Here is a 19,004-nt window from a genome sequence, read left to right on the forward strand (position 1 = left end):
TCCGACACCGGCAGGGCCCCGGATCAGGCGACGGGCTCCGACACCGTCGCGCCGAATGCGGCGGGAAGGGTCGAGGTCGAGAGGTCGCGCAGCTCGTCGAGGGGCAGTGTGAACAGGCCCTGCACCTCGAGCGCGGGGGCGTCGCCGTCCGCGGCGGCATCGGTCACGCCGATGCGCAGTACCGGGTAGCCGCGCCCTTCGCACAGGCCGCGGAACTTCACGTCGTCCTCACGGGGCACGCTCACGATGACGCGGCCCGTGGACTCCGAGAACAGCGCGGTGGCGGCATCCACCCCGTCCCGCTCCATGATCTCGTTGAGCCAGACCCGCGCGCCCACGCCGAAGCGCATGACGGACTCGGCCAGAGCCTGCGCGAGCCCGCCGGACGACAGGTCGTGCGCCGACGAGACGAGCGCCTGCTGACCGGCCGCGTGCAGCAGCTCGGCGAGCTTCTTCTCGTTGGCCAGGTCGACCGCCGGGGGGCGACCGCCGAGGTGGCCGTGGATGGTGCCGGCCCACTGCGAGCCCGACAGCTCGGTCGCGGTCACGCCGAGCAGGTAGATGTTCTCGCCCGCGTCCTGCCACCCCGACGGGATGCGGCGAGCGACGTCGTCGATGATGCCGAGCACGCCGACGACGGGGGTCGGGAAGATCGGCTGGTCGCCCGTCTGGTTGTAGAACGAGACGTTGCCGCCCGTGACGGGAACGCCCAGCTCGAGGCATCCGTCCGACAGGCCGTCCACGGCCTGCGAGAACTGCCACATGACCTCGGGGTTCTCGGGCGAGCCGAAGTTGAGGCAGTCGGTGACCGCCGTCGGCACCGCGCCGGTCACCGCGACGTTGCGGTAGGCCTCGGCGAGGGCGAGCTTTGCGCCCTGGTACGGGTCGAGCTGGCAGTAGCGCCCGTTGCAGTCCGTCGCGATCGCGAAGCCGAGGCCGGAGTGCTCGTCGACGCGGATCATGCCGGCATCGTCGGGGAACGACAGCGCCGTGTTGCCGAGCACGTAGTAGTCGTACTGGTTGGTCACCCACGACGTGTCGGCGAGGTTGGGGCTCGCGACCAGCTGCGTGAACTGGCGGCGCAGCGTGTCGGGGTCGAGATCGCGGGGGAGAGCGGATGCCGAGTCCTCACGCAGCGCGTCGATCCAGGTGGGGTAGGCGACCGGGCGCTCGTAGACCGGGCCGTCGACGGCGACGGTCGACGGGTCGACGTTGACGATCTCTTCACCGTGCCAGAAGATCTGCAGCCGGCCGTCGCCGGTGACCTCGCCGAGCACGCTGGTCTCGACATCCCACTTGGCGGTCACGGCGAGGAACTTCTCGAGCTTCTCGGGAGCCACGATCGCCATCATGCGCTCCTGGCTCTCGCTCATCAGGATCTCTTCCGGAGTGAGCGTCGGGTCGCGCAGCAGCACGTTCTCGAGGTCGACGCGCATGCCCGAGCCGCCGTTGGCGGCGAGCTCCGACGTGGCGCACGAGATGCCGGCGGCGCCGAGGTCCTGGATGGCCTCGACGAGCTCGTCCTTGTAGAGCTCGAGACAGCACTCGATGAGCACCTTCTCGGCGAACGGGTCGCCCACCTGCACCGCAGGGCGCTTGGTCGGGCCGCCGTCGGCGAACGTGTCGGAGGCGAGGATGGACGCCCCACCGATGCCGTCTCCGCCGGTGCGGGCTCCGAACAGCACGACCTTGTTGCCGGCACCCGATGCGTTGGCGAGCTTGAGGTCCTCGTGGCGCAGCACGCCGACCGCGAGGGCGTTGACGAGCGGGTTGCCCTGGTACACCGCGTCGAAGACCGTCTCGCCGCCGATGTTCGGCAGGCCGAGGCAGTTGCCGTAGAACGAGATTCCGCTCACGACGCCGTGCACCACGCGAGCGGTGTCGGGGTTGTCGATCGCGCCGAAGCGCAGCTGGTCCATGATGGCGACCGGGCGCGCGCCCATCGAGATGATGTCGCGCACGATGCCGCCGACGCCGGTCGCGGCGCCCTGGAACGGCTCGATGTAGCTGGGGTGGTTGTGCGACTCGACCTTGAAGGTGACGGCCCAGCCCTCGCCGATGTCGACCACGCCCGCGTTCTGGCCCATGCCCACCATGAGGCGGGTCTTCATCTCATCCGAGACTTTCTCGCCGAACTTGCGCAGATAGATCTTCGAGGACTTGTAGGAGCAGTGCTCGCTCCACATCACCGAGTACATGGCCAGCTCGCCCGACGTGGGGCGGCGGCCGAGGATCTCGCGGATGCGCTCGTACTCGTCGGGCTTGAGTCCGAGCGCCGCGAACGGCTGCTCCTTCTCGGGAGTGGCGGCGGCGTTGTCGACGGTGTCGGCGGCCGGGCGTGCCGGAGCGGTGTTCTCGATGGGGGTGGTCACGCGGCTGCACTCCAGAAATCAGGGGATGCCGGACGTGACCAGTCTAGTCGGCGACCTGTACCCGGTCGGCTGCCGGGACCGCCGTGGCGGGCCGCACCGCGCTCGTCGCCCACGCGGCGCCGGTGGCCAGCACCGCGAGCGCGATTCCGGTGACGACGGCCGCCGTCACCCCGGCACTGTCGAGGGCGACGCCGCCGGCGAAGGCGCCGAGGGCGATGCCGGCGTTGACCGCCGATGCGGGGAGCGAGGAGGCGAGCGGAGCACCGGGACCGGCGAGGCTGACCACACGGTGCTGGATGGAGGCGCCCGTGCCCATGCCGAACAGCCCGACGCCGAAGACCGCGGCACCGGCGACGATCGGGTTCGCCCCGAACATGACGAGCACGGTGAGCGAGAGTCCCACCCCGACGGCGCCGACGATGAGCGTGAGCGCCGCGTTCGCGTCGGCGAACCGGCCGCCGGCGAACGACCCGATCGCGGTGGCGACCCCGTAGATCAGCAGGTACGCCGTCGCGACCGCGCCGGTCGTGCCCGTCACCTGATCGAGGAACGGGATCAGGTAGGTGATCGCCGAGAGCATCGCGGCGAACGTGAGCAGGCTCACGCCGAGCACGGCGAGAACGCGCGGCGAGAACGCGTACCGGGCCTGGCCGAGGGCACGATGCTCGCCGGATGCCGGAACCGGGGGCAGCACCACGAAGGCGATCACGAGCACGACCAGCCCGACGGCGACGACGCCGGCGAATGAGCCGCGCCAGCCGATCGCCTGGCCGAGCAGTGTGCCCAGAGGCATCCCGACCGCGCTCGACATCGCGAACCCGCCGATGATCAGTGCCATGGCGCGCCCGGCGCGCTGCGGCGGCACGATGGTCGTCGCGGTGACCATGGCGGCCGCGATGAACAGGCCCTGGACGCCGCCGATCACGACCCGTGCGATGACGAAGAGCGTGTAATCGGCGGTGAGCACCGGCACCAGATTCCCGAGGATGAAGGCGCCGATCGCGCCGAGCAGCACCGCGCGCCGGTCGAAGCGGGTGAGCGCGAAGGTGAGCAGGGGGCCGCCGATCGCAAGGCCGAGGGCGTTCGCGGTCACCAGGGCGCCGGCCGCCGACAGCGAGACGACGAGGTCGACGGCGATGAGGTCGATCATGCCCACGACGAGCATCTCGGCACAACCCATGACGAAGGCTCCCGCGAACAGGATCGCCAGGATCACGGTCGTACGTGCGGGCGCGTACAGCTCGGTCATTGCTCCTCCTCGGATATAGCAACTCTAGAGTTGCATATCAGATGAATGAATGCAACCCGGCGGTTGCGCAAGAGCGTTGCGGGGCGGCGCGGCGCGTCCCCTGCTGCACGGGCATCCGCGCACCGAGATGTTCGGCCCATGGACGTTGCGTGAGTCGTGACGCGATAGTCGGGGGAGGACCTCCCGGTCGAGAGTGGAGCCGTCTACTTCACGCACTCGAGACTGAGGAGGCCCTCGTGGCTCACGCTGACGCCGCTTCGACGCTCGGCTCCAGCCCAAGGCCGAAGCCCGGGATACACGGGGGACGCCTGCCCGTGCTGAGCAACCCAGACGACCGCGCCACCGCTATCACCCCCGCCGCCGCTGCACGACAGCGCGCATCAGAGTGATCAGCGCCGCGCCGCCCGAACCCGCCGGGTGGCCATGAAGGCTCCGAGACCGCTCAAGAGGATCACGGCGGCGACCGGCAGCAGCGTGACGGCATCATCGCCGCCCGTCGCTGCGAGCGCCTTCGGCCGGTTCTGCGTGCCGGCATCGATCGCGGGGGGAGCGGCTCCCGGCTCGGTGACCTCGGGGTCGCCTGATGACGGGCTCGGCTGATAGGTCAGCGTCAGCGAGACGGTGTTGAGGATCCGCGTGCCGTCGGCCTCGGCTTGCTGAACGGTCACCTGGATCGGGTGCGTCGTGGCCGGCTCGTCGGGGAATGCCGCGATCACGACCCACCTGCCCAAATCGGCGACGGTGCCGGTGCCGGCTTGTCGCACGTTGCCGGCGGAGTCGATGTAGTCGATGATCACCGTCTTGCCGGGCCATCCGTTACCGGCGAACTCGAGGTGCGGACCCGCGACGCCGTTGTTCTGTGGGGAGAGCACGGCGAGGTCGACGCTCGTGACCGGCGGCGTCGCGAACGTCAGGTCGAGCTGGACGTCGCCCGGTCGACCCTCTCCGCCCGGCGCGACGGCGCTCACCGTCACGCGGAACACCGTCGTCCCCACGCTTGCGCCGGAGAAGTCCGCCTGCGCAATCGTCCAGTCGCCCTCGGAGTCCACGGTCACCGTCCCCGCGGTGCCGCCCCACTCGAGCGCCGGGGTGTAGTTCACCACGATGAGGTCGCCGGGCGTGGCCGTTCCCGAGAAGGTCGGAGTCGCCGTCTCGACCACCGCGCCGTTCTGCGGGGTCGAGACGTGCAGGCTTCGCACCTCGCCGCCGGGCGGATCGGTCACATCGGCGGCGGAGGCAACCGGGGCGGCGAACAGCAGCAGGATGGCGGCCACGGCGCCCAGCACTCCCGTGCGAAGTCTTGCGCGGTGGTGCCGCGCAGCCTCATCGACTCGATGCATCACAGACCCCCCCTTGCGTCGGACGCGGTCGAACGAGCGCATCGCCATCGCGCAGTCAAACCGACGCGGCTCACGATAGCGCAGGCTCCTCGGCCAGCGCGGGTTTTTTCGGGCTCGCTCGCCTGAGCCATACCCACCAGATTCGACAACGTCGGCATCGCCGCCATCCACTTTCCAGAGGTCCCTGGGGCGATTGCGGTTGAAGGCGCCGGGTCGGGCGCCCGTGCATTCGCAGGTACCGTCTGGCTGCGCGAGGCGTTTCGCTGCACTCGGTGCAGCGACAACAGGGGCCCGTGCAGCGAAGGTCAATATGCGATGAGAACGCTCTTCCGACGAATCCGGTCTTGACATGTCGATCGGGCAGTCATAACGTACAACCAAATGGTTGTACAAATGGAGCTCAGTGATGAAGAGATCGACCGCGTGTTCCACGCACTCGCGGCGGCCACGCGGCGCGACATCCTCCGGCGCACGATCGAGGGCGAGCACTCGGTCTCTGCGCTCGCCGGTGATTACGACATGTCGTTCGCCGCGGTGCAGAAGCACGTCGCCGTGCTCGAGGCGGCCGGCCTCATCATCAAGCGCGCCGAGGGCCGCGAGCGTCTCGTCCGAGCGGATCCGGCCATGATCGCCCGCGCCCGTGCGCTGCTGGCTCGCTACGAGGAGCTGTGGCGGTCGCGCATCGACCGGCTCGACGCGATCCTCGCCGAACCACGCAAGCCCGAACCGGCTCCCTCCGAGCCGGCCGACTGAAGCAACCACACCAACGCACGCACGACAGACACAAGGAGAACGACGATGCCCGTCACCGAAGTCACCACCGACGCCGAAGCGCTCACCATGACGCTGACCGCCGAGTTCCCCGCCCCGATCGAGCGCCTGTGGGAGGTCTTCACCGACCCGCGGCAGCTCGAGCGGTTCTGGGGCCCTCCCGGATACCCCGCCACCTTCACGTCGTTCGACCTCACCGTCGGTGGCCGTGCCCGCTATCACATGACCAGCCCGCAGGGCGAGAAGTACCACGCGACCTGGGAGTTCCTCGAACTGGACGGACCGCGATCGTTCACCGTGCTGGATTCGTTCGCCGACGAGGACGGCAAGGTCAACGAAGAACTGCCCACATCGCGAATGACCCTCGTGTTCGAGCCGACCGCCACGGGGTCTCGCCTCGAGAGCGTCACGCGGTTCACGTCGGCCGAGGCGCTCGAGCAGGTCGTCGCGATGGGCATGATCGAGGGCACCACGATGGCCATGGATCAGCTCGGCCGCGTGCTCGAAGGACTCCGTGCCTATGCCCAGGGCAAAGGCACGCAGACCGAGATCCTCGATGACACGCACGTGCGCATCACCCGCCTCATCGAGGGGCCGATCGATCTGGTGTGGCGCGCGCACCACGAGCCCGAGCTGCTCAAGAAGTGGATGCTGGGACCCGACGGGTGGAGCCTCGTCGAGTGCGAGGTCGCATCCGAAGTCGGCGCGAAATACCGCTACGTGTGGGAGCCCGGCGAGGGGGTCGAGGGCGAGCGCTTCGGGTTCGACGGCGAGGCCCTCCTGATCGAGCCGCCGCGTCGCGCGGTGACGACCGAGCACATGACGGGCACCGACTACCCGGGAACGCTCAACGACCTCAATCTCGAGGAGGAGGACGGCGCGACGCTCATCACGCTGTTCATCGAGTACCCCGACAAGGAGACCCGCGACATCGTGCTCGCGACCGGCATGACCGAGGGCATGGAGTCCAGCTACGCCCGCCTCGAGGGCGTACTCGCCGCCGTCTGACCCGCAGAACGAGCAGGATCCGGATGCCGCGGCCCGCGGCATCCGGATCTTCGTCCGTATTGTTGACCCGTGGACTTCTCCTTCGCCTTCACGCCCGACCTGATCGCCGTCTTCGTGACGCTGTTCGTGCTCGAGGTGGTCCTCGGCGTCGACAACGTCATCTTCATCTCGATCCTCGCGTCGAAGCTGCCCAAGGAGCAGCAGGCGAGGGCCCGCAACCTCGGCCTGACGCTCGCGATGGTGATCCGCGTCATCCTGGTGCTCTTCGCCGGCTGGATCATCACGCTCAAGGAAGAGATCTTCGTCCTGTTCGGGATCGGGTTCTCGTGGAAGGACCTCATCCTCATCGCGGGTGGTCTGTTCCTCGTCTACAAGGCCGTGACCGAGATCCACCACAAACTCGAGGGCGCCGAGGAGGAGCACGGCGGCGCCGGCCGGAAGGCCGTGACCTTCGGCTCGGTGCTCGCGCAGATCCTCGCGCTCGACATCGTCTTCTCGCTCGACTCCGTCATCACCGCGGTCGGCATGACCGAGAACCTGGTCGTGATCATCACGGTCGTGGTGCTGTCGTTCGGCATCATGCTCTTCGCCGCCCGCTTCATCTTCATGTTCGTCAACAAGCACCCCACGGTGAAGATGCTGGCGCTGTCGTTCCTCTTGCTGATCGGCGTCTTCCTGGTCGCCGAAGGCTTCGGGTTCCACATCGACAAGGCGTTCATCTACGGTCCGATGGCGTTCGCGATCTTCGTCGAAGCGCTCAACCTGGTGTACTCGGCTCGCAAGGCCAAGCGCGCGCAGAAGGAGCAGCACGCCGTGCAGCTGCGACCGCAGTACCCGGACGTCGACGAGTCCGTCGCCGTGCACGCGGCGCTCTCGACCGACCCGCACGCGGGTTCGGTGGGCCTGTCGAACAAGCCGGTGGCGGGCGACGACGCCCCCGAGCCCGGCGAGCGCCAGGGTCTCGGCTGATCCCTCCAGCCCTCGGTCGCCGAACCATCGCAACTGGCCGGACCCGGGCCGCGTGGCCGACCGTACGAGACGGCTCGGCGCGACGAGTGGTGTGTCAGCCGAGCACCAGGCGGTAGCCCATGCCCTGCTCGGTGAGGAGGTGCGCGGGATGCCCGGGGTCGGGCTCGAGCTTCTTGCGCAGCTGTGACATGTACAACCGCAGGTATCCGGTGTCGGTGACCTGCTCGGTGCCCCACAGCTCCTTCAAGAGCGCCTGCCGCGTCACGAGGGTGCCGGGGTTGCGTGCGAGGAACTCGAGGATGCGCCACTCGGTCGGGGTGAGGTGCACGCGCTCGCCGGCGCGCGAGACCGACTTGGCGGCGAGATCCACGGTGACGTCGGCGAAACTCACGACGGGATCCTCGGATGCCGTGGCCACCCGTCGCGACAGCGCGCGAAGTCGCGCCAGCAGCTCGTCCACCTGGAACGGCTTGGTGACGTAGTCGTCGGCTCCGGCATCCAGCGCCTCGACCTTGTCGGCGGACCCTGTCCGGCCCGACACCACGATGATCGGCGCCGTCGACCAGCCGCGCAGGGCCTGGATCACGCCGACGCCGTCGAGGCGCGGCATCCCCAGGTCCACCATCACGATGTCGGGGTGCTCCTTCGCCGCGAGCGCGATCGCCGACGGCCCGTCGGGCGCCGCGACCACCTCGTAGCCGTGGGCGGTGAGAGTGATGCGCAGGGCGCGCACGAGCTGCGGATCGTCGTCGGCGATCAGCACCTTCACGCGGTTGCTCCGTCCTGGTCGGCGGCGGCAGCATCAGCTGCGGTGTCATCCGCCACCGGCAGCGAGACGACCATGGTGAGGCCTCCGCCGGGAGTGTCCTCGGGCGCGAGCGTACCGCCCATGCCCTCGGTGAACCCCTTCGACAGGGCCAGGCCGAGCCCCAGGCCGGTGGTGTTGTCGGTGTCGCCCAGCCGCTGGAAGGGCGCGAACATCTCCTCGCGGCGTTCGGGCGAGACTCCCGGGCCGCGGTCGACGACGCGCACCTGGACGGTCCCGCCCAGGCGGCTCGTCGCTATCCGCACGCGCGAGCCGTCCGGCGCGTGACGCAGCGCGTTGGCGAGCACGTTGACGAGCACGCGCTGCAGCAGCACCGCGTCGGCGCGGACGGCGGGCAGGTCGGGATCCAGGGCGAGCTCGACCGCCTCCGGACCCGCCCCCAGCTCGTCGACGGCGGCCAGCACGATCTCGTCGACGTCGAGCGGGACGAGCGAGACGGCGAGCACGCCCGCCTCGATGCGGCTCACGTCCAGCAGGTCGGTCACGAGTGTCGACAGCGTGATGAGCGACTCCTCCGCGGTCGCGAGCAGCTCACCGCGATCCTCGCTCGACAGCTGGGCTCCGGCGGCGCGCAGTCCGCCGACCGCGGCGACCGCGGCGGCGAGCGGCCGGCGCAGGTCGTGACTCACGGCCGAGAGCAGCGCGCTGCGCACCTGGTCGGTCTCGGCGAGCATCTCGGCCGCACGGGCGGCCTCCTGCAGCTCGTCCTGCTCGAGGGCGGCGCCCAGCTGCGCCACGACGACGTCGAGCAGCCGGCGCTCCGACGTGTCGAGCTCGGGTCCGTGCAGCTCGAGCCGAGCGCGCGCCCCGATCGGCGTGACGAGGTGACGATCGTCGCGCAGCGGCTCGCCGTCGGTGGCGATGACCTCACCCGAGGTGGCGATGAGTCGCACGCCCGACATCCCGAACGCCTCCCGCGTGCGCGACACCAGCGCCGGCACGGCGCCTTGGCCCCGCAGCACGCTGCCCGCGACGGTGGCCAGCAGCTCGGACTCCGCCGCCGACCGGGTCGCGGCGCGCGCGGCTCGCGCAGCCCGATCGACGATATAGCTGACGAGCACCGCGATCACGACGTAGAGGGCCAGCGCCCAGGCGTTGCGCGGATCCGAGATCGTCACGGTGTGGAAGGGCTGGACGAAGAAGAAGTTGAGCGTGAATCCCGACATCACCGCCGCAAACACCGCCGGCCAGATGCCGCCCACGAGCGCGACCAGTACGACGAGCAGCTGATACGCCAGCACATCGCTCGTGATCGTCTCTTCGCTGCGGATGGCCACGAGCAGCCACGTGAGCAGCGGCCCGCCGACGAGCGCGAGCGCGAACCCGAGCACGCGCCGCTTCACGCTGAGGGCGCCGCCGGTCAGCCGGGGCAGCGCGAAGCGCCCTCCCGCCGCGGCGTGCGACACGATGTGCACGTCGATATCACCGGATTCGCGGATCACGGTCGCGCCGATTCCCGGGCCCGTGAGGGCGGCGGCGAGTCTGCCGCGACGGCTCACGCCGATCACCAGCTGCGTCGCGTCGACCGACCGGGCGAACTCCACCAGCGCGCGCGGCACGTCGTCCTCGACCACCTGGTGATAGGTGCCGCCCAGCGACTCGACCAGCGCCCTCTGGTTTGCCAGCGCGCCGGGTGCGGCATCCCGCAGTCCGTCCTGACTCGACACGTGCACGGCGAGCAGTTCGCCCCCCGCCGCCCGCGCGGCGATCCGCGCCCCGCGCCGCACGAGGGTCTCGCCCTCGGGTCCGCCGGTCAGCGCCACCACGACGCGCTCGCGCGCCTGCCATGTGCCCTCGATGCCGTGTTCGGCGCGGTAGGACTTCAGCGCGCTGTCGACCTCGTCCGCCAGCCACAGCAGGGCGAGCTCGCGCAGCGCGGTGAGATTGCCCAGCCGGAAGTAGTTCGACAGGGCCGCGTCGACCCGCTCGGCCGGGTACACCACGCCCGCCGAGAGCCGGTCGCGCAGTGATTCAGGGGCGAGGTCGACGACCTCGATCTGGTCGGCGCCGCGGACCACGGCATCCGGGACCGTCTCTCGCTGCGGCACGCCGGTGATCTGCTCGACGACACCGCCGAGCGACTCGATGTGCTGCACGTTCACGGTCGTGATGACGTCGATGCCGGCGTCGAGCAGTTCGGCGACGTCCTGCCAGCGCTTGCCGTGGCGCGATCCCGGCGCGTTGGTGTGCGCGAGCTCGTCCACGAGAGCGATGGACGGATGCCGCTGCAGCACGCCGTCGAGATCCATCTCGGTCAGCTCCACTCCACGGTGGGTCACGGTGCCTCGCGGCACGACGGGGAGGCCCTCGACCAGCGCTGCGGTCGCGGCGCGCCCGTGGGTCTCGACGACGGCGATCACGACATCGCGGCCGTCCTCGCGCAGGCGGCGGCCCTCTTCGAGCATCTCGTAGGTCTTGCCCACTCCCGGTGCGGCCCCGAGCAGCACCCGCAGCTTGCCGCGCTTCATGTCGTCACCCTATGTCGTCGTCGCGAGCGAGAGGGGCCTCGCTCATCGGTCGCGCGCATCGAGCGCGAGGTTCAGCTCGAGCACGTTCACGCGCGGCTCGCCGAGGAAGCCGAGATCGCGCTGCTGCGTGTGCGCGTCGACCAGTGCGCGCACCTCGGCGACGTCGAGTCCGCGCTCCTCGGCGACGCGTGGTGCCTGCAGCATCGCGTACGCCGGGCTGATGTGGGGATCCAGACCAGAACCCGAGGCGGTGACCGCGTCGGCGGGGATCTCGGCCGGGTCGACGCCGTCGAGCTCGGCGATGGCAGCCTGCCGCTCCTCGATCGCGGTGATGAGGTCGGCATTCTCGGGGCCGAGGTTCGAGCCGCTCGACGCGCCGCCGTCGTACCCGTCACCCGCGGCCGCGGGTCGCGACTGGAAGTACCCGGCGATGGCGTCGCCGTCTCCGGTCGTGAACGGCTGGCCGATGAGCGCGGAGCCGACGGTCTCGCCGGACGCATCCGTCACGCGTGAGCCGTCCGCCTGCCATGGCAGGACGATCTGGCCGAACGCCGTGACGAGAAGCGTGTAGCCGACGCCGAGGACCAGCGTGAAGACGAGCATCGCTCGCACGGCGACACCGGTGGTGCGCACGGTGGCGCGGGCGGTGGTGGACATGTCGATGTCTCCTTCGAATCCTTCAGAAACCGGGGATGAGGCTCACGACGAGGTCGATGAGCTTGATGCCGATGAACGGCGCGATGACGCCGCCGAGGCCGTAGACGAGCAGATTGCGGCTGAGCACCTGCGACGCGCTCGCCGCCCGGTACTTCACGCCCCGCAGCGCGAGGGGGATGAGGAACACGATCACGATGGCGTTGAAGACGATCGCGCTCATGACGGCGGATGCGGGAGAGCCGAGCTGCATGACGTTCAGCGCCGCGAGGCCCGGGAACACGCCCATGAACATCGCGGGGACGATCGCGAAGTACTTCGCGATGTCGTTCGCGAGCGAGAACGTGGTGAGCGCGCCGCGCGTGATGAGCAGCTGCTTGCCGATCCGGACGATGTCGATGAGCTTGGTCGGGTCGCTGTCGAGATCGACCATGTTGCCGGCCTCCTTCGCCGCCGACGTGCCCGTGTTCATGGCGACGCCGACGTCGGCCTGCGCCAGCGCCGGGGCGTCGTTCGTGCCGTCGCCGGTCATCGCGACGAGGTTGCCGCCCGCCTGCTCGCGCTTGATGAGCGCGAGCTTGTCTTCGGGTGTCGCCTCGGCGAGATAGTCGTCGACGCCCGCCTCCGTCGCGATGGCGGCAGCGGTGAGCGGGTTGTCGCCGGTGATCATGACGGTGCGGATACCCATCGTGCGCAGTTCGTCGAACCGCTCGCGCAGGCCGTCCTTGACGATGTCCTTGAGGTGGATCACACCGAGCAGCCGGCCCCGCGCCGCGCCCTCGACAGGAGCGCTCGTCCGACCGCCGCCGTCCAGAACAGCGCTCTCCAGAACAGCGCTCTCCAGAACAGCGCTCTCCAGAACATCGCTCTCCAGAACAGCGACGACCAGCGGGGTGCCGCCGGATTGGGCGATGGCATCCGTCTCGGCCGTCAGCTGCGTGCGCGTCGCGGCGGTGAGGGGGACTCCGGATGCCTCGAGCCACGCGAGCACCGCGGACCCCGCGCCCTTTCGCACCTGCGTGCCGTCGGCGAGGTCGACGCCGCTCATGCGGGTCTGCGCCGTGAACGGCACGGTGACCGCGTCGGGCGGAGTCTCGGTCCGGATGCCGCGGAGCACGGCCAGTTCGACCACCGAGACGCCCTCGGGCGTGGGGTCGGCCAGTGACGACAGTGAGGCGGCACGTGCGAGCTCGACCTCGCCGACGCCGGGCATCGCGACGAAGTCGGACGCGCGCCGGTTGCCGTACGTGATCGTGCCGGTCTTGTCGAGCAGCAGCGTGGTCACGTCGCCGGCGGCCTCGACGGCACGGCCCGACATCGCCAGGACGTTGGCCTGCACGAGGCGGTCCATGCCCGCGATGCCGATCGCCGACAGCAGGGCGCCGATGGTCGTCGGGATGAGGCAGATCAGCAGGGCCACGAGCACCGGGATGCTCACCGGCGCGGCGGCGTACGAGGCGATCGGGTTCAGCGTCAACACGACGATGACGAACACGATCGACAGGCTCGCGAGCAGGATGCCGAGGGCGATCTCGTTGGGGGTCTTCTGGCGGCTCGCGCCCTCGACGAGGGCGATCATGCGGTCGACGAAGGTCTCGCCGGGCTTCGAGGTGATGCGCACCACGATGCGGTCCGAGAGCACCCGCGTGCCACCGGTGACGGCCGAGCGGTCGCCGCCGGACTCACGGACGACAGGGGCCGACTCGCCCGTGATGGCCGACTCGTCGACCGTCGCGATGCCATGGATGATGTCACCGTCGCCGGGAATGAGCTCGCCCGCCGACACGATCACGACATCGCCGAGCGTGAGGTCGGACGAGGCCACCTCGCCGGTGTCGGCGAGTATGGCCGCGGCATCCTGAATCTCGTCGTACTGCACGACGCGACGCGCCATGGTCGAGGTGCGAGTCTTGCGCAGCGTGGCCGCCTGCGCCTTGCCCCGGCCCTCGGCCACGGATTCGGCCACGTTCGCGAACAGCACCGTGAGCCACAGCCAGATCGCGATGCCCCACGTGAAGCCGAACGGCACCGGCGTGCCGCCGGAGTCGCCCGCCCCGCCGAGGAACGGCTCGGCGATCGCGATCACGGTGGTGAGTGCGGCTCCGACCCACACCAGGAACATGACGGGGTTGCGCCACAGGGCGGCCGGGTTGAGCTTGCCCACGGCACCCGGGAGCGCCTGCATCAGCTGCTGCCAGCCGAACGCGCGAGTCGTCGCGCGGCGGGAGCGCTCGTGCCCCGGCTCAGGAGCCGAGGGGAGCGATGGGCGGGTGGGAGTGGTGAGGGACATGAGTCAGACGAGCCCTTCCGCCAGGGGACCCAGCGTGAGAACGGGGAAATAGGTGAGTGCGGTGATGACGACCGCGACGACGGCGAGGAGGCCGACGAACTGCGGACGATGCGTGGGGAGCGTGCCCGTCGTCGCGAGGCGCGTCGTCTGGGCCGCGAGGGAGCCGGCGAGAGCGAGCACCAGCACGATCGGGATGAACCGGCCGAGGAGCATCGCGACGCCGAGCGCGGTGTTCAGCCACGGCGTGTTCGCCGTGAGGCCCGCGAAGGCCGATCCGTTGTTGTTCGACGCCGACGTGAACGCGTAGAGCACCTCGCCGAGGCCGTGCACGCCCGGGTTCCAGATCGACGTGGCCTCGACGTCGGCGCGGATCGCGGGGATGCCGAAGCTCAGCGCGGTGCCCGCCAGCACGAGCACGGGCGTGACCAGGATGTAGAGGCTTGCGAGCTTGATCTGCGTCGGGCCGACCTTCTTGCCGAGGTACTCCGGAGTGCGGCCGATCAGCAGTCCGCCCACGAAGACCGCGATGACGGCGAGCACGAGCATGCCGTACAGACCCGAGCCGACGCCGCCCGGCGCGATCTCGCCGAGCATCATGTTGACGATCGGGATCATGCCGCCCAGCGCGGTGTACGAGTCGTGCATCGAGTTGACCGCGCCGGTGCTGGTGAGCGTCGTCGCACCGGCGAACAGGGTGGAACCGAGGATGCCGTACCGCTGCTCCTTGCCCTCCATCGCGCCCCCGGCGAGTTGCGGCGCCGAGCCCAGCCCGAGCGACTCCAGCCAGGTGACGGCGGTGAGCGAGGCGACGGCGATGGTCGCCATGACCGCGAGGATCGCGTAGCCCTGGCGGTTGTCGCCGACCATGCGCCCGAAGGCGCGGGGCATCGCGACCGGGATCGCCAGCAGCAGCAGGATCTCGAGGACGTTCGTCCACGGCGTCGGGTTCTCGAAGGGATGCGCCGAGTTGGCGTTGAAGAAGCCGCCGCCGTTCGTGCCGAGCAGCTTGATGGCCTCCTGCGAGGCGACCGGGCCGCCCGGGATCGACTGCGTGCCTCCTGTGATGGTCGTGACGTCGGTGAAGCCCGCGAAGTTCTGCACGACGCCGCCGGCCACGAGGGCGACGGCGGACACGACGGCCAGCGGCAGCAGCAGGCGCGTGATGCCGCGCACCAGGTCGACCCAGAAGTTGCCGATCGTCGCCGAGCCGCGGCGGGCGAACCCGCGCACGAGCGCCACGGCGACGGCGATCCCGACGGCCGCCGACACGAAGTTCTGCACGGCGAGCCCCGCGAGCTGCACGGTGTACCCCAGCGTCAGCTCGGGCGAGTACGACTGCCAGTTCGTGTTCGTCACGAACGAGACGGCGGTGTTGAACGCCAGTCCCTCGGGAACGGCGGGGAGACCGAGTGAGACGGGGAGAATTCCCTGGAGCCGCTGCAGCGCGTAGACGAAGAGGACGCCGACGAGCGAGAAGGTCAGCACGCCGCGCGCATAGGACTGCCACGTCTGCTCCGACGCAGGGTCGACGCCGAGCATGCGGTACACGCCGCGCTCGACGCGCCAGTCGCGGTCCGTCGTGTAGGTGCGGGCGATCCAGTCGCCGAGCGGCCGGTAGAGCAGCGCGAGGGCGAGGAGCACCGTGGCGGCCTGCAGGATGCCGAGGCCGATGGTCGCGGCATCCATCAGAACTTCTCCGGCTTCACGAGGGTGACCACGAGGTAGACGACCGCCGCGAGTCCGAGCAGGCCGGCGATCACGGAGAGGACGATCATCGGCGCTCCTCCCCGCCCGTCGCTTCGCGTGGGGCCGAGCCGCGGACCGGCGGCCCGAGCTTCTCGACCCCCTTGGCGATCAGTCCGACGAGCGCGAACAGCGCCAGCGTCGTGACGAGGTAGATGACATCCAGCACGGGGGACTCCACGGGTGGCTTCGAGTGATCCCCGCCGCGGTGTGCAGCGGGGCGCCCACCGGAGCGGGCTCGACTCGATGCAACTCCGTCGTCGCGGACGGTCGCGGCACCCTCACGGAATCCATGCGACCCACGCGGCGGCCCTCACGATGTCGCTACGCGGCGGCACTGCCACGGCGCGCGGCACCGTGGGCGCGGCGCCTCTACGAGCGCACGTCGGTGCGCTCGGTGCTCCCGCGCGCGAGGTTCAGGTGCGGGCGAGGGCGTCTTCGAACGCGACCCACGCGAGCATCGCGCACTTCACGCGGGCGGTGAACTTCGACACCCCCGACAGTGCGGCGGCGTCGCCGAACACCTCTTCGTCGAGGGGGAGCTCGCCGCGCGAGCGCAAGGCCTCGCGGAAGCCGTCGATGAGGGCGGATGCCTCGGCCCGCGGCATCCCGTCCTCCTCCGCGACGAGCGCGGCGAGCATCGACGCCGACGCCTGCGAGATCGAGCAGCCGGCACCCTCCCACGTGACGTCGCGCACCGCGCCGTCGTCGCCGACGCGGACCCGCAGCGTGATCTCGTCGCCGCAGATCGGGTTGCGCTGATGCGAGGTGGCGTTGCGGCCCTCTTCATCAGCCAGGCCCCTGCCCTGCGGCCGCTTGGAGTGGTCGAGGATCAGCTCCTGGTAGAGCGATTCGAGGCCGCTCATGAGCCGGCTCCGAAGAACGCGCGCACGCCCGACAGGGCGTCGAGGAATGTGTCGACGTCTTCCGGGGTGTTGTAGAGGGCGGCGGATGCCCGCACCGAGGCGGTCAGGCCGAAACGGCGGTGCAGCGGCTGCGCGCAGTGATGCCCGACGCGCACGGCGACCCCGCGGGCATCCAGGAACTGCCCGACGTCGTGCGCGTGCACCCCGGCGACGTCGAACGCCCACAGGCCCACGCGCTCCACCTCGGTCGCATCGCCGAGCAGCCGGATGCCGGGGATCGCCCGCAGCCCCTCGCCCATGCGTGCTTCGAGCGCCTTCTCGTGCGCGTGCACGGCGGCCATCCCGGCGGCATCGAGGTAGCGCACCGCGGCCGCGAGTCCGATCGCCTGCGACACCGGCTGCGTGCCGGCCTCGAACCGCTGCGGCGGCGGCAGGTACTGCGCCTCGTCGAGGGTGACCGTGGTGATCATCGAGCCGCCGGTCAGGAACGGCGGCAGTGCCTCGAGCACCTCGGAGCGACCGTAAAGGCCGCCGATGGCGTACGGCCCGAGCATCTTGTGGCCCGAGAAGACGGCGAGGTCGACGCCCAGTGAGGGCAGGTCGAGCGGCAGGTGCGGAGCGGACTGGCATGCGTCCAGCACCGTGAGCGCGCCGACGCCCTGCGCGAGCGCGACGAGGTCGCCGACCGGGTTCACGATGCCCAGCACATTCGAGACATGGGGGAAGGCGACGATACGGGTGCGGTCGCCGATGAGGGTGGCCGCGGCATCCGTATCGAGGGTCCCGTCATCGCGGACCGGGATGTGACGAAGCACCGCGCCGGTGCGGGCGGCGAGCTCCTGCCACGGGATGAGGTTCGCGTGGTGCTCGGTCTCGGTCACGACGATCTCGTCGCCGGGTGCGAGGGCGAAGCGGGCGGATGCGGGTGCGCCGCGCCCTGCCGAGGCGTTGCCGATCGCGTACGCGACGAGGTTGAGACCCGCCGTCGCGCCGCTCGTCCAGACCAGCTGCTCGGGCTGTGCCCCGACGAAGCCGGCCACTGTGGCGCGCGCGTCCTCGAACAGCTCGGTCGCCTCGGCCGCGAGCGTGTGCGCGCCGCGATGCACCGCCGAGTTGGAGCGCGTGAGGAACGCGACCTCGGCGTCGATCACCGCCTGTGGCTTCTGGCTCGTCGCCCCCGAGTCGAGGTACACCAGCGGATGCCCGTTCACGCGCTCGCCGAGCAGCGGGAAGTCCGCGCGGATCGCGGCGAGATCGAGGACGGGGGCGGGGGATGTCACCCCTTAAGGCTACGCGGGATGCCGGCGCCCGGGGCGGCCGTGTCCGCGGTGGTCGCCCGGGTGGCGTCGGTGGCTCTCTGGAAGGATCGGAGGCGTGGACGAGCAGATCTTCCTCGGCGCGCTCGCCGTGACGCTCGGCGCGGTCGCGGGGGTCCTGCTGTTCGTGCCGTTCGTGGCGCTCAGCTATCGCCGGCGCGGCGGATTCGGCCTCGGGCGCTTCGTGCTGTGGGGTGCGGCTCTGATCTACCTCATGGCCGTCTGGACGTACACGCTCCTCCCGCTGCCCGACCCCGAAGCCATCCGGTGCGCGGGGGTCAACCTCGATCCGTTCGCCTTCGCCGACGACATCCGCGAGGCCGTCGGCAGGCGCGGCCGCGGTGCGCTGAGCGATCCCGCCGTGCTGCAGCTGCTGTTGAACGTGCTGCTGTTCGTGCCGCTGGGCTTCTTCCTGCGCGTGCTCGGTGGCCGCGGCATCCTGGTCGCTGTTCTCGTGGGTCTCGGCGTCTCAGCGCTGGTCGAGGCGACACAGCTCAGCGGCGTGTGGGGTCTGTACCCCTGCGCGTATCGCGTCTTCGACGTCGACGACCTGCTCACCAACACGCTGGGTGCGGTGCTCGGCTCGGTGCTGGCGCTCCTGGTGCCGCGGCGGCACTGGGGCACGCCCCGCTTCCCCGACGCGGAGGAGCCACGCCCGATCACGCGCTCCCGCCGCTACCTCGCGATGGCCTGCGATGCGCTGGGTGCGTGGCTGACCGGCATCGCGGCCTCGGTGGTGTTCCAGGTGGCCCTGTATCTGCTCGGAGCACATGCCGCGATGCGCGACGGGACCGCCGCCGGCGTCGTCGGCACCACCACCGCGATCGTGGTGTGGCTGATCGTCGTGCTCGCCACCGGCCGCACGGTCGGCGACCTCGCCGTGCAGCTGCGCTTCACCGGCGGCCCTCTCCCGCCCGCGCTGGCGCGGCCGCTGCGCTTCGCCGGCGGCATCGGCGGCTATCTCGTGCTGCTCGCGCTGCCTGGCGCGTGGGGCCTGGTCGCCGGGGTTTTCGCCGTCGCATCGCTCGTGCTGGTGCTCACGACGCCCGACCGCCGCGGCCTGCCGGGCGTGGTCTCGGGCCAGCGCCTGGTCGACGCCCGTGCGGAGCGCTGATCCGGCGCCGATCCGGCG

At 70.4% G+C, this 19,004-nt stretch carries 16 protein-coding genes; 4 read left to right on the forward strand and 12 right to left on the reverse strand.

Annotated features, from left to right (window positions below; all coding sequences use genetic code 11):
- Positions 1-23 precede the first annotated feature (23 nt).
- The 3 genes from purL to HF576_RS13935 all read right to left on the reverse strand — a co-directional run bounded on the left by purL (position 24) and on the right by HF576_RS13935 (position 4,961).
- The gene (purL, locus tag HF576_RS13925) at positions 24-2,372 is read right to left on the reverse strand and encodes a phosphoribosylformylglycinamidine synthase subunit PurL (protein ID WP_343234283.1); all 2,349 of its coding nucleotides are present in this window, start codon (positions 2,370-2,372) and stop codon (positions 24-26) included.
- A 43-nt stretch (positions 2,373-2,415) separates the two neighbouring features.
- A complete protein-coding gene (locus HF576_RS13930) occupies positions 2,416-3,621 on the reverse strand; it encodes an MFS transporter (protein WP_168913397.1) in 1,206 nt (401 codons plus the stop codon).
- A 389-nt stretch (positions 3,622-4,010) separates the two neighbouring features.
- Positions 4,011-4,961 (reverse strand): Ig-like domain-containing protein, encoded by a 951-nt coding sequence (locus tag HF576_RS13935; protein WP_168913398.1) that lies wholly within the window; start codon positions 4,959-4,961, stop codon positions 4,011-4,013.
- A gap of 393 nt (positions 4,962-5,354) precedes the next feature.
- Here HF576_RS13935 and HF576_RS13940 point away from each other — a divergent pair, with 393 nt between their 5' ends.
- The 3 genes from HF576_RS13940 to HF576_RS13950 all read left to right on the forward strand — a co-directional run bounded on the left by HF576_RS13940 (position 5,355) and on the right by HF576_RS13950 (position 7,709).
- A complete protein-coding gene (locus tag HF576_RS13940) occupies positions 5,355-5,714 on the forward strand; it encodes an ArsR/SmtB family transcription factor (RefSeq protein ID WP_425523007.1) in 360 nt (119 codons plus the stop codon).
- A gap of 45 nt (positions 5,715-5,759) precedes the next feature.
- Positions 5,760-6,740, forward strand: a complete 981-nt coding sequence (locus HF576_RS13945) for an SRPBCC family protein (RefSeq protein WP_168913400.1) — start codon at positions 5,760-5,762, stop codon at positions 6,738-6,740.
- A gap of 69 nt (positions 6,741-6,809) precedes the next feature.
- The gene (locus HF576_RS13950) at positions 6,810-7,709 is read left to right on the forward strand and encodes a TerC family protein (protein WP_168913401.1); all 900 of its coding nucleotides are present in this window, start codon (positions 6,810-6,812) and stop codon (positions 7,707-7,709) included.
- A 94-nt stretch (positions 7,710-7,803) separates the two neighbouring features.
- Here HF576_RS13950 and HF576_RS13955 read toward each other — a convergent pair whose 3' ends face one another.
- From HF576_RS13955 to HF576_RS13995, 9 genes are all read right to left on the reverse strand, one after another.
- The gene (locus HF576_RS13955) at positions 7,804-8,478 is read right to left on the reverse strand and encodes a response regulator (RefSeq protein ID WP_168913402.1); all 675 of its coding nucleotides are present in this window, start codon (positions 8,476-8,478) and stop codon (positions 7,804-7,806) included.
- Complete coding sequence (locus HF576_RS13960; protein WP_168913403.1) at positions 8,475-11,003, reverse strand: DUF4118 domain-containing protein; 2,529 nt, start codon at positions 11,001-11,003, stop codon at positions 8,475-8,477. Before HF576_RS13960 ends, HF576_RS13955 begins: the two co-directional genes overlap by 4 nt.
- A gap of 42 nt (positions 11,004-11,045) precedes the next feature.
- Entirely contained in the window at positions 11,046-11,660 is a 615-nt protein-coding gene (kdpC, locus tag HF576_RS13965; protein WP_168913404.1) for a K(+)-transporting ATPase subunit C, read from the reverse strand.
- A 22-nt stretch (positions 11,661-11,682) separates the two neighbouring features.
- Positions 11,683-13,947 carry a potassium-transporting ATPase subunit KdpB gene (gene kdpB / locus HF576_RS13970; RefSeq protein WP_168913405.1) on the reverse strand — a complete coding sequence of 755 codons (2,265 nt, stop codon included), beginning with the start codon at positions 13,945-13,947 and terminating at the stop codon, positions 11,683-11,685.
- A gap of 3 nt (positions 13,948-13,950) precedes the next feature.
- Positions 13,951-15,633, reverse strand: coding sequence for a potassium-transporting ATPase subunit KdpA (gene kdpA, locus HF576_RS13975; RefSeq protein ID WP_168913406.1), 1,683 nt, complete (start codon positions 15,631-15,633; stop codon positions 13,951-13,953).
- A complete protein-coding gene (locus HF576_RS13980; protein ID WP_168913407.1) occupies positions 15,633-15,722 on the reverse strand; it encodes a potassium-transporting ATPase subunit F in 90 nt (29 codons plus the stop codon). The genes kdpA and HF576_RS13980 overlap by 1 nt, the downstream gene beginning before the upstream one ends.
- Positions 15,719-15,871 (reverse strand): hypothetical protein, encoded by a 153-nt coding sequence (locus HF576_RS13985; RefSeq protein WP_168913408.1) that lies wholly within the window; start codon positions 15,869-15,871, stop codon positions 15,719-15,721. Before HF576_RS13985 ends, HF576_RS13980 begins: the two co-directional genes overlap by 4 nt.
- Before the next feature lie 235 nt (positions 15,872-16,106).
- The gene (gene sufU / locus HF576_RS13990) at positions 16,107-16,556 is read right to left on the reverse strand and encodes a Fe-S cluster assembly sulfur transfer protein SufU (RefSeq protein ID WP_168913409.1); all 450 of its coding nucleotides are present in this window, start codon (positions 16,554-16,556) and stop codon (positions 16,107-16,109) included.
- Positions 16,553-17,836: a SufS family cysteine desulfurase gene (locus HF576_RS13995; RefSeq protein WP_168913410.1), complete on the reverse strand. Its 1,284-nt coding sequence runs from the start codon at positions 17,834-17,836 to the stop codon at positions 16,553-16,555. Before HF576_RS13995 ends, sufU begins: the two co-directional genes overlap by 4 nt.
- A gap of 94 nt (positions 17,837-17,930) precedes the next feature.
- Here HF576_RS13995 and HF576_RS14000 point away from each other — a divergent pair, with 94 nt between their 5' ends.
- Positions 17,931-18,986 carry a VanZ family protein gene (locus HF576_RS14000; protein WP_168913411.1) on the forward strand — a complete coding sequence of 352 codons (1,056 nt, stop codon included), beginning with the start codon at positions 17,931-17,933 and terminating at the stop codon, positions 18,984-18,986.
- Positions 18,987-19,004 lie beyond the last annotated feature (18 nt).

Source organism: Microbacterium salsuginis (assembly GCF_012524205.1).
GTDB lineage: Bacteria > Actinomycetota > Actinomycetes > Actinomycetales > Microbacteriaceae > Microbacterium > Microbacterium salsuginis.

What these genes read in the sequence shown, in the direction of transcription:
- HF576_RS13940 (WP_425523007.1), top strand. Translation starts at nt 5,355, where the DNA reads ATGGAGCTCAGTGATGAAGAGATCGACCGCGTGTTCCACGCACTCGCG.
- kdpB (WP_168913405.1), bottom strand. Translation starts at nt 13,947, where the DNA reads ATGTCCCTCACCACTCCCACCCGCCCATCGCTCCCCTCGGCTCCTGAG.
- HF576_RS13960 (WP_168913403.1), bottom strand. Translation starts at nt 11,003, where the DNA reads ATGAAGCGCGGCAAGCTGCGGGTGCTGCTCGGGGCCGCACCGGGAGTG.
- HF576_RS13980 (WP_168913407.1), bottom strand. Translation starts at nt 15,722, where the DNA reads ATGATCGTCCTCTCCGTGATCGCCGGCCTGCTCGGACTCGCGGCGGTC.
- HF576_RS13945 (WP_168913400.1), top strand. Translation starts at nt 5,760, where the DNA reads ATGCCCGTCACCGAAGTCACCACCGACGCCGAAGCGCTCACCATGACG.
- kdpC (WP_168913404.1), bottom strand. Translation starts at nt 11,660, where the DNA reads ATGTCCACCACCGCCCGCGCCACCGTGCGCACCACCGGTGTCGCCGTG.
- sufU (WP_168913409.1), bottom strand. Translation starts at nt 16,556, where the DNA reads ATGAGCGGCCTCGAATCGCTCTACCAGGAGCTGATCCTCGACCACTCC.
- kdpA (WP_168913406.1), bottom strand. Translation starts at nt 15,633, where the DNA reads ATGGATGCCGCGACCATCGGCCTCGGCATCCTGCAGGCCGCCACGGTG.
- HF576_RS13930 (WP_168913397.1), bottom strand. Translation starts at nt 3,621, where the DNA reads ATGACCGAGCTGTACGCGCCCGCACGTACGACCGTGATCCTGGCGATC.
- HF576_RS13935 (WP_168913398.1), bottom strand. Translation starts at nt 4,961, where the DNA reads ATGCATCGAGTCGATGAGGCTGCGCGGCACCACCGCGCAAGACTTCGC.